At 66.9% G+C, this 12,670-nt stretch carries 10 protein-coding genes; 3 read left to right on the forward strand and 7 right to left on the reverse strand.

Features of this window, described 5'->3' with window-relative positions:
- Window positions 1-11: 11 nt before the first annotated feature.
- From BLV97_RS02865 to BLV97_RS02895, 7 genes are all read right to left on the reverse strand, one after another.
- Window positions 12-2,645, reverse strand: a complete 2,634-nt coding sequence (locus tag BLV97_RS02865; protein ID WP_051646017.1) for a methyl-accepting chemotaxis protein — start codon at window positions 2,643-2,645, stop codon at window positions 12-14.
- A 40-nt stretch (window positions 2,646-2,685) separates the two neighbouring features.
- Window positions 2,686-3,264 carry a cache domain-containing protein gene (locus BLV97_RS02870; RefSeq protein ID WP_035841611.1) on the reverse strand — a complete coding sequence of 193 codons (579 nt, stop codon included), beginning with the start codon at window positions 3,262-3,264 and terminating at the stop codon, window positions 2,686-2,688.
- Window positions 3,265-3,383: 119 nt separating this feature from the next.
- Window positions 3,384-4,214 carry an ABC transporter permease gene (locus BLV97_RS02875; protein WP_035841613.1) on the reverse strand — a complete coding sequence of 277 codons (831 nt, stop codon included), beginning with the start codon at window positions 4,212-4,214 and terminating at the stop codon, window positions 3,384-3,386.
- Complete coding sequence (locus tag BLV97_RS02880) at window positions 4,211-5,101, reverse strand: ABC transporter permease (protein ID WP_051646018.1); 891 nt, start codon at window positions 5,099-5,101, stop codon at window positions 4,211-4,213. The genes BLV97_RS02875 and BLV97_RS02880 overlap by 4 nt, the downstream gene beginning before the upstream one ends.
- 6 nt (window positions 5,102-5,107) lie before the next feature.
- On the reverse strand, window positions 5,108-6,364 hold the full coding sequence (locus BLV97_RS02885; RefSeq protein WP_051646019.1) for a polyamine ABC transporter substrate-binding protein: 1,257 nt from the start codon (window positions 6,362-6,364) through the stop codon (window positions 5,108-5,110).
- Between the two features lie 55 nt (window positions 6,365-6,419).
- Window positions 6,420-7,616 (reverse strand): ABC transporter ATP-binding protein, encoded by a 1,197-nt coding sequence (locus BLV97_RS02890; protein ID WP_081825028.1) that lies wholly within the window; start codon window positions 7,614-7,616, stop codon window positions 6,420-6,422.
- Window positions 7,617-7,929: 313 nt separating this feature from the next.
- Window positions 7,930-9,084 carry a M20 aminoacylase family protein gene (locus BLV97_RS02895; RefSeq protein WP_035841617.1) on the reverse strand — a complete coding sequence of 385 codons (1,155 nt, stop codon included), beginning with the start codon at window positions 9,082-9,084 and terminating at the stop codon, window positions 7,930-7,932.
- Window positions 9,085-9,145: 61 nt separating this feature from the next.
- Between BLV97_RS02895 and mazG the strand changes: the two genes are divergently transcribed.
- From mazG to BLV97_RS02910, 3 genes are all read left to right on the forward strand, one after another.
- Window positions 9,146-9,973: a nucleoside triphosphate pyrophosphohydrolase gene (gene mazG, locus BLV97_RS02900; protein ID WP_092163938.1), complete on the forward strand. Its 828-nt coding sequence runs from the start codon at window positions 9,146-9,148 to the stop codon at window positions 9,971-9,973.
- Window positions 9,974-10,098: 125 nt separating this feature from the next.
- A complete protein-coding gene (locus BLV97_RS02905) occupies window positions 10,099-11,037 on the forward strand; it encodes a nucleoside hydrolase (RefSeq protein WP_035841684.1) in 939 nt (312 codons plus the stop codon).
- Window positions 11,038-11,231: 194 nt separating this feature from the next.
- Window positions 11,232-12,668: a protein adenylyltransferase SelO gene (locus BLV97_RS02910; RefSeq protein WP_425285083.1), complete on the forward strand. Its 1,437-nt coding sequence runs from the start codon at window positions 11,232-11,234 to the stop codon at window positions 12,666-12,668.
- The last annotated feature ends 2 nt before the right edge of the window (window positions 12,669-12,670 follow it).

A 12,670-nucleotide genomic window follows, 5' to 3' on the forward strand; every position in this document is an offset into this window, starting at 1 on the left:
CAGCACAACACTCAATACTCGCTCCACCCGTCGGGATCGGCCTCGACCAGTTCCGCGCCGCCCGCACTACCGCCTGCGACGGCGCGGCGCGGCTCAGAGGCCGCGGACTCGGACGGCGGATCCTGCCGAGCCGGGGCGCGCGGGGTCTCGCGGCGCGAACTGAATGACACAACCCTCTCGGTCGGCTCCGAGCCGGATGTCCGGGCCTCGGACAGCTGCGCGGCAGACCCGTCGCCGATCTGGAAATGAGACACGGCCTCGACCATCGACATCGCGTCGTTCGTCAGGCTCTGGCTCGCGGCGGTGGTCTCTTCCAGACGCGCCGCGTTCTGCTGGGTCGACTGGTCGAGATCATTCACGGCAGTGTTGATCTCGGCCAGGCCAGAGCTTTGCTGACGCGCCGATCCGGCGATCTCGCTGACCAGGCTGGCGATGCCGGTGATCGACTTGACGATGTCGCGCAGCGCGTCGCCGGTCTGGCCGACCAGATCCACCCCGTGTTTCACATGGGTGCCGCTTTCGGCGATCAGTTCGTTGATCTCGCGGGCGGCCTCCGAACAGCGTTGCGCCAGCGCCCGGACCTCGGAGGCCACCACGGCAAAGCCGCGCCCGGCCTCGCCCGCTCGGGCGGCCTCGACCCCTGCGTTCAGCGCCAGCAAGTTGGTCTGGAAGGCGATATCCTCGATCACGTTGGTGATCGACGCGATCCGGTCGGAAGAGGTCGAAATCCGATCCATCGCGGCAACCGTCTCGACGACCACATCTCCACCCTTCTCGGCCCGACGGCGCGCGTCGCCCACCTCTTCGTCGGCCTCGGCGGCGCGCTCGGCGGCGGATTTGACCGACGTGGTCAGCTGATCGAGCGCAGCGGCCGTCTCTTCCAGCGTCGCGGCGGTGCTTTCGGTCCGGCGCGACAGGGAATCGGCGGTCGAACTGATATCCCGCGCTTCCGAGAAGATGTTCGATGCGTTCGCCGCGATCTCTCCCAGGGCGCCGGCAAGCGTTTCGAGCGTCGCATTATAATCGCCACGCAACTCATTGTATTCTTCAGGGAAATCCTCAACTATCTGCTGCTGTAGATTGCCCTCCCGCATCCGGCGCAGGCCGACGCGCAGCGCGTCGACGACCTTTCCCTGTGCCTCGACAAGCTTCAGGCGCGCCTCTTCGGCCGCGGTGATACGGGCCTCGTCCTTGGTGATGTCGCGGCCCAGGAACAGATAACGGATCGGAACGCCGGCCGGATCGCGCACGCAGATGAGGGCGCCGTCGAAGCAGGCACAGCCGCTGTCGAGACGTTGCATGCGGATCTTGCCGGGCAGCGGCTGGCCGCGCGACAGGCTGTCGAGCACGCGCGAGATTTCGTGCTTGGCGCGCCAGGCGGGATGAATCAGATCATCGAGCGCGCGGGTGACAAGGCTGTCCTGCGACGCACCCAGGGCCTCGGCGAAGCGGTCGTTGCATAGGATCATGCGGCCGTCGGTATCGAATTCGGCCCGGCTCTGGTCCTTGTTAAGAGCTTCCAGAACTGCGGCGTTCATCGTCTCGGCGGTGACATCCTGCCATTCGACGATCGACCCGAGGATCTCATCGGCTTCATTGCGCACCGCCGCGGTGGTCAGCTTCAGCCGCCGCTCGCCCAGCCGCATGACGACCTGCGCCGGCCCCTGCTTCGATTTTGCCAGCAGGGTACGCATCGGCCCGCCGTCGGGATGGAAACCCTCGATCGAGGCCCCGACCAGCGCCTCGGACGAGAAATCGGGGGCGCGCTTGCGGATATCGGGGGCGCACAGATCAAGCAGCGCCACCATCGCCGGGTTGGCGTGACGCACGATCAGCCCATCGTCGATCAGCATCATTGGCGCCGAAGAGCCCTCGAAAGCCGCGCCCTTGTAGCGCGCCTCAAGCGTGCCGGCCTCGGCCTCGGCAAGCTGGGAGCGCAACGAATCTAGGGCCTTGCCGATATCGCCGACCTCGTCTTGCCGGCGCCGGCCGGGGATGCGCGCGGCGTAATCGCCCTGCGCCACCTTGGCCACGGCGCCGCTGAGCCTGTGAAGCGGCCGCGCGAGCCCGCGGCCAACCGCCATCACGCCCGCCAGCAGCGCGATCACGAAAACCACCGCCGTCAGGGCAATGTCGCGCTTGAAACTTTCCTGCAGCAACTTGCTGGTCTTGGTTTCGTTCCAATGCGTCGCCACCGCCCCGACGATGGCGTCGGGTTTTCCGTAGTGGACGGGCTGGGCAACGATTAAACCATCCGCAGAGGCCTGCGGCCTTCCGGTCTTCAACGCCTGCTGCGCCAGCCTGCGCAGCGCCGCAACCCGGGTCCTGTCCGATCCGACCTCGGCCAGCACCTCGCCGCGGGCGTTCACCGCCAGGGCCGCGTCCTGTTCGCCTTCCGCCTTCTCGATCGCGCCGCGCAAGGTCTCGGCCAGCAGTTCGCGCTTGCCGAAGCGGATCGCGCCGCCGCCCAGGTCCGCGACCAGCGCGGTCACTTCGATCGCGCGCAGCTTCAGGGCGCGGGTGCCGATCTGGTCGGCCGTGTCACGCGCCAGCAGTCCCATGGTTGCGGTGGCCGCGCCGATGCAGACCAGCAGCACGAGCACGCCTTGGCGGAAGACGGAAGTGAACGGAGAGAATTTCTTCATCTGGATCAGTCCTCGTCGGAATAGGAACGGACCATGCCTATCAGGGCAGAGCATCGACGTTCAGGCCGATGGTGACCGCACCGATCGGCGCCCCGGTGTCAGGGTCGATCACCGGGGCCGAGATTTGCGCCAGATAGGCCTGCGCGCTTTCGTCGAAGGCAACCTCGCCCAGATCGACGCCCTCGGCGCCCTTGCCAAAGCTGTTGCGGAACTTCGCCTCGTCTCCCTGCCAGTAATCCGACGTCGGCGCCGAGGCAGCGACATTCAGCCCCTTGGCATCCATTACGAAGGCCTCGACGATCCGGCCATCGGACTGGGCGATCTTGTCGCGCAGGAACCGCGCAGCGTCATTGTTGATAACGGGTTCGATCAGGGGCATCTGCGATGCGCCGACCTCGGATCTCCAGGTCCGGTCCAGGGCGTCGATCCGCGCCTGATCATAGGTCGCGGTCGTGGCGTTCTGGACCCGCACGGCTTCCACGATCACCGGCGCCGAGATCCATGCCGACAACCGCGCGTCGAGTTCTGCGCGCATTTGGGGCGCGAATTCGTTTGCCTGGGCGGCGCCGGAGAATCCGAGCGCGACGATGGCGGCAATGACGGCGGGAGGTACGAACATGGCACTTGCTCTCAGACTGCTCCGAATTGAGGGGCAGACTACGAACGATGTCCTTATGTTCGGTTAACCCCGGCCCGGCCCTGGGCCAGATCCGTGGTAAGGCGGGGCGGGCGGCGGACCTAGCGCGCACCCCCGCGTCCGGCGCGATGGGCAAGCACCGAATTCAGCACCGCGATCAGCGCGCCGCCCAGGAAAATCAGCGTTGACAGCACGAAGACCTGCGGCGGTATGCCGGTCTTCACCGCACCGTAGACCCAAAGCGGGAAGGTCAGGGTTTGGCCTGCGACGAAGCTGGTGATGATCAGGTCGTCGATCGACAGCGCGAAGGCCAGCATGCCCGCGCCGATGACCCCCGGCAGGATCAGCGGGAAGGTCACCGTCCAGAACGCCACCCAGGGCGTCGCCCCCAGATCCGCCGCGGCCCGGTCGAGCGCCGGGTCCAGCGTCGCCACCCGGGCCCGGATCACCACCACGGCGAAGGCGATGTCGAAGGCGATATGGGCGATGAAGATGGTGAACAGGCCGCGCGGCATGTTCAGCGTCAGGAACAACGACAGAAGCGACGCCCCCACCACCACCGCGGGTGCCGCGATATCGGCGAAGATCACCACGTCGGTCGCGCGTTTGCCGCGGAACCGGTAGCGCGCCAGCGCCAGCGCCAGCGGCGTCGCGATCACCACCGAGGCGACCATCGCCACCAGCGCGACCACCAGCGAATGGATCAGCGCGGTGGTCAGATCGGCGATCGCGAAGGCATGGCGGTAGCTGTCCAGCGTGAAGCCGATCCAGCGCAGGCTGACGCGGCCGTTGGGCGCCTGGTTGAAGCTGAAGGTGATCATCACCGCGATCGGCACCAGCGTATAGATCAGGAACAGCGCCGCATAGATCGCCAGCAGCCAGCGCGCCGGCCCGCGGCGGCCCTCGTCCATGGAGGAAGGCACACCGCTCATGCCGCGTATTCCTGGATCTGTTCGGCCCCGAAGACGCGGGCATAGACATAGATGCAGACGATCAGCAGGAACATCAGGATCGACGACAGCGTCGCCGCCATCGGATAGTTCTGCGCGTCGAAGAAATTGTACTGGATGATGTTGCCGATCATGGTGGTCCCCGGCCCGCCCAGCACCGCCGCGTTGACGAAGTCACCCACATTGGTGACGAAGACCAGCAGGAAGCCGGCGAAGATCCCCGGCGCCGAAAGCGGCAGGATCACCCGCCAGAAGGTCGCCACCGGCGAGGCGTAAAGATCCCCCGCCGCGCGCACTACCCGCCGGTCGATCTTTTCCAGCGCCACGTAGAGCGGCAGGATGTAATAGGCGACCGAATTGTAGACCAGGCCGCCGATCACCGCGGTGGTGCTGGACAGCAGGTAGAAGCGTTCGGGCAGGATGTGCATCTGCTTCAGCGTGCCCAGCACGAAGCCCTGGTCGGCCAGGATGAACTGCCAGGCCAAGGTGCGGATCACGAAGCTGACGAAGAACGGCAGCAGGATCAGGAACAGGAAGGTCCCCTTGTGGCGCCCGCCATAGAAGGCGATCCAGTAGGCGACCGGATAGGTGATCACCAGCGTGATGAATGTCGACAGCGCACCATAGCCGAAGGACCGCAGCAATTGCGTCCCGTACTGCGACACCGCCTTTGCGAACTCGGTGAAATTCCACGCGAAGACATAGCCGGTGATCGGATTGCCGGTGGCCAGCGACATCGACAGCATTGCCGCCATCGGCACCACGAAGAAGGCGGTCAGATAGGCCCAGCTCGGCAGGCTGAGCAGGTAGGGCGCAGCCCCCCTGCCCAGCCCACGAAGCCGCGCGGCCCCGGATGTGGTCGCGCTCATGCCCGGTCAGCCCTGGACGACGGGGCTGAAGGTGCTTTGCCAGGTCTGGTACTCGTCGAAGCTTTTGAACGTGTAGAAATCGTGGGTCTTGGCGTACATGTCGTCGGTCGGGAAGACCAGCGGGCTGTCGGCCACCGCCGAGTCCTTGATGACGTCCTTGATATAGGCCTGCGCCGAAGGCACCGGGCAGATGTAGTTGACGTAATCCTCGATCAGGCCGGCGGTCTCGGGCGTGTAGTAGAAATTCATCCACTCCAGCGCCGAGAGCGGGTTCTTGGCGCCCTTGGGGATCATCATGTTGTCATGCCACAGCATCACGCCCTCTTTCGGGACGATGAACTTGAGATCCTTGAAGCCCTTGGCATGGGCCTGGAACACGTCACCCGACCAGGCCTGGGTGATCCAGGTGTCGCCGTTTTCCAGCGCGGTGATGTAGGACTGGTCGTAATACTGCCGCACAAGCCCCTTCTTCTTCTGATCCTCGAGGATCGCGGCGGCCTTCTTCCAATCCGCGGGCGTCGATTTCGCGGGGTCGATGCCAAGCTTCAGCAACGCGGCCGAGCCAAGCTCGGTCAGGTCGCTCATCATGCCGACATGCCCCGCGAACTTCGGATCCCACAGGTCCTCGAAGCTGGTGATCTCGCGGCCGGTCAGTTTCGGGTTGTAGGCGATGCCGGTCATGCCCGACTGCCATGTCACGGTGTACTTGTTGCCCTTGTCGTAATCGGGGCTGATGACCGAGGGGCTGGCGTTCTTGAAGAAGTTCGGCAGCTTTTCCTGCCACAGCGGGACCAGGAAATCCTGCATCATCAGCTCGGTCAGCTGCCAGGTGTTGGTCATCACGATGATGTCGTTGCCGATCGACTGGCCGGATTTCAGCACCGGGGCGATCTTGGCGTAGAACGGCGCGTTGCCCTGGATCACCTCTAGATATTTCACGTTGATCCCGGTGGCCTTGGTGAAATTGTCGAGCGAAGGGTGCTTCTTGCCGTCTTCGGTGACGTCGATGTAATAGGGCCAGTTGGCGAAGACCAGATCCTTGGTGGGCTTCTGTTCCTTCCACCATTTCTCCCACTTCGCATCCAGCGGGATCGGCTTGGCGCCGCTGCCTGCGCGGGCAAAGCGCGGCATCGCCAGCGCGGCCATGCCCAGCGCGCCGGCGCCCAGCACGCCGCGGCGCGAGAGGCGCGGCTGGGTCAGCCCGCGGATGAAGGCCGGATCATCCAGCCGGAGGTGTTTCTTGGGCGTCTTGTCGTCGGTCATTTCTACGCTCCTGTCTTTCCCTGTTGGGGGCCCCTGTCGGGGTCGTCATCCGTGCTCAGCCCTGCTGCGAGGGCTTAACCACAAAAGTATGTTCGGGCCGCCAGGCGATCTGCACAGCCTCGCCCTGGGCCGGCCCGCGGGCGGCCTGGGTGTTCTGCACATAGGCCGCGAAATCATGCCCCGCCGCGTCGCGCACCGTGTACTGGTGCCCGACCCCGGTATAGACGCTCAGCGCGATCGTGCCCGGCAAGACGTTCCAGCCCGCGCCCACCGGCTCGGACGCCGGCAGCACCGCGATCTTCTCGGGGCGCACGCCCAGGCGCAGACGCTTGCCGCGGCCTTCGGCGGCGGCCTTCGGCACCGCGATCTCGGCGCCGTGCTCCAGCCGGGCGGCAAGCATGTCGCCGGCCTCCGCGTGAACCTCGCCCCACATCATGTTGGAAGCGCCCAGAAACCCGGCGACGAACTCGGTTGCCGGGCGGTCATAGACCTGATCGGGCGGGCCGACTTGTTCGATCTTGCCCGCCGACATCACCGCCAGGCGGTCGGACATCACGATCGCCTCTTCCTGATCGTGGGTGACATAAAGGAAGGTGATGCCCACCTCGGACTGGATGCGCTTCAACTCGATCTGCATCTGCTTGCGCAGCTTCAGGTCCAGCGCGCCCAGGGGTTCGTCCAGCAACAACAGCTTGGGGCGGTTCACCAGCGCGCGGGCCAGCGCCACGCGCTGCTGCTGGCCGCCCGACAGAAGCGCAGGCTTGCGGTCCTCGAACCCGTTCAGATCCACAAGCCTCAGGATTTCGGCCACCCGGCCGGCGATCTCGGATCTCGGCACCTTCTTGCGCTTCAGCCCGAAGGCCACGTTCTCGGCCACGCTGAGATGGGGAAACAGCGCGTAGGACTGGAACACCGTGTTCACGTCACGCCTGTAGGGCGGCAGGCGGCTGACATCGGTGCCGCCCAGGTAGATCTGGCCCGAGGTCGGTTCCTGAAAGCCGCCGATCATCGACAGCGTCGTCGTCTTGCCGCAGCCGGAAGATCCGAGCAGGCTGAAGAACTCGCCGCTTTCGATCACCAAAGACAGGTCATCGACCGCGGTAACGGAGCCGTAGCTTTTGGTGACGTTGACCAGCCGCACATCCATGCGCTGACCGTCGGGCCCGCGCCGGTCGTCCGGGCGTGAAGCCAGGGTAGATCCGGGACGGGGGGCGGTCTGCGTTCCCAAGATCGTCTCCGGTCGGTCTGGCATTCACATCTCCTGCCTGGGCCTGTTCGTTGAATCGCGGCCCCGGCGGAACTCCCCCGCGCCTGATCTGGCCGAATGCAAGCACAACCGCGAAGATCGCACAAGCGCCCGTTCTCGCTTCCGTTCTTCGGCACGCGCCGATGCGGTCGATTGCCAAAGGATCGCGCAGCACATCGCATCCTGACCCCAAACTGCCCCACCGCGACAGCCGCCGGCGCGCGGATCAGGCGAATGTGATCGCCCCCCCCCCGCCTTGGCGCCCGCCCGCGCCGGAAATCGGTGCAAGTCTGCACAGCGCCCCCGCCCCGGGGGCGGGTCAGGTCAGCGGCAGCGCGCGCTCGACCAGCTTGGCGAAAAAGCTTGCCCCGATCGGCGCCGCCGCGTCGTTGAAATCGAAATCCGTCTCATGCACCATCGGACCCTTGCCCTGACCGAGGAACAGGAAGGCGCCCGGCCGCTCGCCCAGCATGGCGCCGAAATCCTCGCCTCCCATATGCGGATGCGGTGCGATCTCGCAGCCCGAGACCGCCTTCGCCACCTCGATGGCCAGCGCGGTCTCGGCCTCGTGGTTGACCGTCGGATCGATATCGATGGTCGAGCGGATCTCGACCGTGCATCCCATCGCCGCGGCCACGCCTTCGCAGATCTCGCGCATCCGGCGGCGCACCAGATCCCGCGCCTCGGTGCTGAAGCTGCGGATCGTGCCGCCCAGCCGTGCCTCGGCGGGGATCACGTTGAAGGCCGATCCGGCATGGATGTTGGTGATCGACAGCACCACCTCGTCACTGGCATCGACATTGCGCGATACGATGGTCTGCAGCGCGTTGCCCATCACCAGCGCCGCCGCCACCGGATCGGCCGCGCGCTGCGGATAGGCGCCGTGCCCGCCGCGCCCCTTGATCAGGATGTCGAAATCCCCCACCGCCGCCATCAGCGGCCCCGTGCGGGTCGTGAACTGGCCCAGATCATGCATCGGCGAGGTATGGATGCCGAACACCCGCTCGATGTCGAAGCGGTCCATGATCCCCTCGGCCAGCATCGCCTTGGCGCCTTCGCCGGTCTCTTCGGCCGGCTGGAAGATCAGCGCCACGGTACCGGCGAAATTGCGCGTCCCGGCCAGGTATTTCGCCGCCCCCAGCAGCATCGCGGTATGGCCGTCATGGCCGCAGGCATGCATCGCGCCCTCGACCCGCGAGGCATATTCCTTGCCCGTGGTCTCGGGCATTGGCAGGGCGTCCATGTCGGCGCGAAGCCCCAGCACCGGGCCATCGCCGCGCCCCTTGATCAGCGCCACGATCCCGGTGCGGCCGATGCTCTCGTGGATCTCATCCGCGCCGATCTCGCGCAGCCGTTCGGCCACGAAGGCGGCGGTCTTGACGCAATGCAACCCGATCTCGGGGTTCTGGTGGATATGCCGGCGCCAGGTGGCGATCTGCTCGGCGCTGTCGGCGATCGAGTTCAGGACAGGCATGGTGGACTCTCCGTTTGCGGCTGGGTTAAGCGAAGACAACCCCAATTCCCCGGAGGCCGCAATGCCCGATCCCCGCCCCGACGCGCTGATCCACGATCCCGACGGCGGGATGGAGCGGCTGGTCGAGATCATGCGTCGCCTGCGCGATCCTGAAACCGGCTGCCCCTGGGATCTGGAGCAGGACTTCGCCTCCATCGCCCCCTACACGATCGAAGAGGCCTATGAGGTCGCCGACGCGATCGAGCGCGCGGCCTGGGACGAGCTGAAGGGCGAACTGGGCGATCTGCTGTTCCAGTCGGTCTATCACGCGCAGATGGCCGACGAGGCCGGGCATTTCGCGTTCCAGGATGTGGTCAAGACCGTCTCGGACAAGATGGTGGCGCGTCACCCGCATGTCTTCGGCGATGAGAGCCGCGAGAAATCTGCCGAACAGCAGACCGCGGATTGGGAACGGATCAAGGCGGCCGAGCGGGCGGGCAAGGCCGAGCGCGGCACGCTCGACGGCGTGGCGGCGGGGCTGCCCGCGCTGACCCGGGCGATCAAGCTGCAGAACCGGGCGGCGCGGGTCGGCTTCGACTGGCCCTCGACCGGCGAGGTGATCGACAAGATCGCCGAGGAGGCGCGCGAACTGGTCGAGGCCCGCGACCAGATGACCGAAGCCGAGGTGTTCGAGGAATTCGGCGATCTGCTTTTCGTCATGGCCAACCTCGCGCGGCACCTCAAGATCGACCCGGAAGGTGCTCTGCGCGCGGCGAATTCCAAGTTCACCCGCCGCTTCCGCGCGATCGAGACGGCGCTGGCCGCCCGCGGCAAGCGCCCCGAGGACAGCGACCTGGCCGAGATGGACGCGCTCTGGAACGCGGCGAAGGCCGCCGAAAAGCAGACCTGACCCCTTCATCTTGGCAAAAATACTCCGGGGGGGCTCCGCAGGAGCGGGGGCAGCGCCCCCCCTTTTCGGCCTCTCGACAAGCCGCGCCGCTTGCGCTTTGCTCCCCCCCGAAACAGGAGGCTTCGATGCGCCCGCGCAAGATCATCATCGACACCGACCCCGGCCAGGACGACGCGGTCGCCATCCTCCTGGCGCTGGCCAGCCCGGAGCTGGAAGTGCTGGGAATCACCGCCGTCGCCGGCAACGTGCCGCTGCCCCTGACCGCGCGCAACGCGCGCAACGTCTGCGAACTGGCCGGTCGGCCCGACATCAAGGTCTTCGCCGGCTGCGACGCGCCGCTCTCGCGCAAGCTGGTGACGGCCGAGCATGTGCACGGCAAGACCGGGCTCGACGGCCCGGCGCTACCCGATCCCAAGATGCCCCTGCAGGATGCCCATGCCGTCGATTTCCTGATCGAGACCCTGCGCGCCGAGGCCCCGGGCAGCGTCACCCTGTGCCCGATCGGGCCGCTCACCAACATCGCCACCGCCTTTCGCCGCGCCCCCGACATCATCCCGCGCGTGCAGGAGATCGTGCTGATGGGCGGCGCCTATTTCGAGGTCGGCAACATCACCCCGGCGGCCGAATTCAACATCTATGTCGACCCCGAGGCCGCCGCGATCGTGTTTGCCTCGGGCGCGCCGATCACGGTGATGCCGCTCGACGTGACCCACAAGGCACTGACCACCCGCGCCCGGGTCGAGGCCTTCCGCGCCATGGGCACCGAACCGGGCCGGATGGTCGCGGAATGGACCGATTTCTTCGAGCGCTTCGACATCGCCAAATACGGCTCGGAAGGGGCGCCGCTGCACGATCCCTGCGTGATCGCCTGGCTGCTGCAACCGGATCTGTTCTCGGGCCGGCGCATCAATGTCGAGATCGAGACCAAGGGAACCTATACCACCGGCATGACCGTGGCCGATTGGTGGGGCGTGTCGGGGCGGCCGGCGAACGCGCTTTTCATCGGCGATGTCGACGCCGACGGCTTCTTTCGCCTGCTGACCGAGCGCATCGCCCGGCTCTGACGCATCCCGCGCCGGGCGACCCGGCATCTTCCTGGCGCGAATCCTGCGGCGGGCCGCCATGCGCCGCGCCACGGGTCCAAACGACAATGGCGGCGGGGGCGCCGGCCCCGCCGCGACCATCACCGACCACCCCGGTCGCACAAGAGTTTTCCAGCCCCCCTTCCCGCCCCCGCCGAGATGGTTATCTTAGAGGCATCATGCTGCACATCCCGTTTGACAATTCCTACGCCCGCCTGCCCGACCGCTTCTATGCGCGTCTCAAACCGACGCCGGTCGCCGCCCCCGGCCTGATCGCGGTGAATGCCGCGCTGGCCGAAGCGCTGGGCATCGACCCCGCCGCACTGACCACGCCGGAAGGTCTGGCGGTGCTGGCCGGCAACAGGGTCCCCGAGGGCGCGGACCCGATCGCCCAGGCCTATGCGGGGCATCAGTTCGGTGGCTGGTCGCCGCAATTGGGCGACGGCCGCGCGATCCTGCTGGGCGAGGTGATCGACCGCGACGGGCGCCGCCGCGACATCCAGCTCAAGGGCTCGGGCCCGACGCCGTTCTCGCGCCGTGGCGACGGGCGCGCCTGGCTTGGGCCGGTGATACGGGAATATCTGGTGTCGGAGGCCATGCACACGCTTGGCGTGCCCACGACCCGCGCCCTGGCCGCCGTCACCACCGGCGAGCGCATCCAGCGAGAGCGGGCCTTCCCCGGCGCGGTGCTGACGCGCGTGGCCTCCAGCCATATCCGGGTGGGCACCTTCCAGTATTTCGCCGCGCGCGAGGATATCGCCGCGCTCGAATTGCTGACCCAGCACGCCGTCGCCCGCCACTACCCCCAGGCCGGGGATGCGCTCGACCTGCTCGATCACGTCACCGCCGCCCAGGCCGCGCTGCTCGCGCAATGGATGAGCCTGGGATTCATCCACGGCGTGATGAACACCGACAACGCCCATGTCGGCGGCGAGACGATCGATTACGGCCCCTGCGCCTTCATGGACGGCTACCATCCCCAGCGGGTGTTCTCGTCGATCGACCAGCAGGGCCGCTACGCCTATGCGAACCAGCCCCATGCGGCATTGTGGAACCTGGCGCAATTCGCATCGGCCCTGCTGCCGCTGATCGACGAAGACACCAACGCGGCGATCGAGAAGGCCACCGCCGCGATCGACCGCTTCGAGGCGCTCTACCGCGCCGAATGGCTGGCGCGGTTCCGCGCCAAGCTGGGGCTGACCACGGCCGAGGAAGGCGACCGCGCGCTGATCGAGGCACTGCTGACCCGGATGGCTGCCGAAGAGGCCGATTTCACCCGTGTCTTCCGCGGCCTGGCCGAGGGCACGGCGCGCGACGAATTCGTCGACCGCGACGGCTTCGACGCCTGGGCGGCGGATTGGCACGCCCGTCTGGCGCGCGAGGGCCAGGACCTTGACGACGCGCAATCCCGGATCGCGCGCGCAAGCCCCGCGATCATCCCGCGCAACCACCGCATCGAACAGGCGATCCAGGCCGCGGTGGCGGGCGATCTGGGGCCGTTCGAGGCCCTGCATGCCGCCCTTGCCACCCCGTTCGACACCCCGCCCGACAGCCCGTTCCGCGCCGCCCCCGCCCCGGATGAAGCCGTCCGACGCACCTTTTGCGGAACCTGACG

This window comes from Allgaiera indica, assembly GCF_900106675.1.
Lineage (GTDB): Bacteria > Pseudomonadota > Alphaproteobacteria > Rhodobacterales > Rhodobacteraceae > Acidimangrovimonas > Acidimangrovimonas indica.

What these genes read in the sequence shown, in the direction of transcription:
- BLV97_RS02865 (WP_051646017.1), bottom strand. Translation starts at nt 2,645, where the DNA reads ATGAAGAAATTCTCTCCGTTCACTTCCGTCTTCCGCCAAGGCGTGCTC.
- BLV97_RS02870 (WP_035841611.1), bottom strand. Translation starts at nt 3,264, where the DNA reads ATGTTCGTACCTCCCGCCGTCATTGCCGCCATCGTCGCGCTCGGATTC.
- BLV97_RS02875 (WP_035841613.1), bottom strand. Translation starts at nt 4,214, where the DNA reads ATGAGCGGTGTGCCTTCCTCCATGGACGAGGGCCGCCGCGGGCCGGCG.
- BLV97_RS02880 (WP_051646018.1), bottom strand. Translation starts at nt 5,101, where the DNA reads ATGAGCGCGACCACATCCGGGGCCGCGCGGCTTCGTGGGCTGGGCAGG.
- BLV97_RS02885 (WP_051646019.1), bottom strand. Translation starts at nt 6,364, where the DNA reads ATGACCGACGACAAGACGCCCAAGAAACACCTCCGGCTGGATGATCCG.
- BLV97_RS02890 (WP_081825028.1), bottom strand. Translation starts at nt 7,616, where the DNA reads ATGCCAGACCGACCGGAGACGATCTTGGGAACGCAGACCGCCCCCCGT.
- BLV97_RS02895 (WP_035841617.1), bottom strand. Translation starts at nt 9,084, where the DNA reads ATGCCTGTCCTGAACTCGATCGCCGACAGCGCCGAGCAGATCGCCACC.
- mazG (WP_092163938.1), top strand. Translation starts at nt 9,146, where the DNA reads ATGCCCGATCCCCGCCCCGACGCGCTGATCCACGATCCCGACGGCGGG.
- BLV97_RS02905 (WP_035841684.1), top strand. Translation starts at nt 10,099, where the DNA reads ATGCGCCCGCGCAAGATCATCATCGACACCGACCCCGGCCAGGACGAC.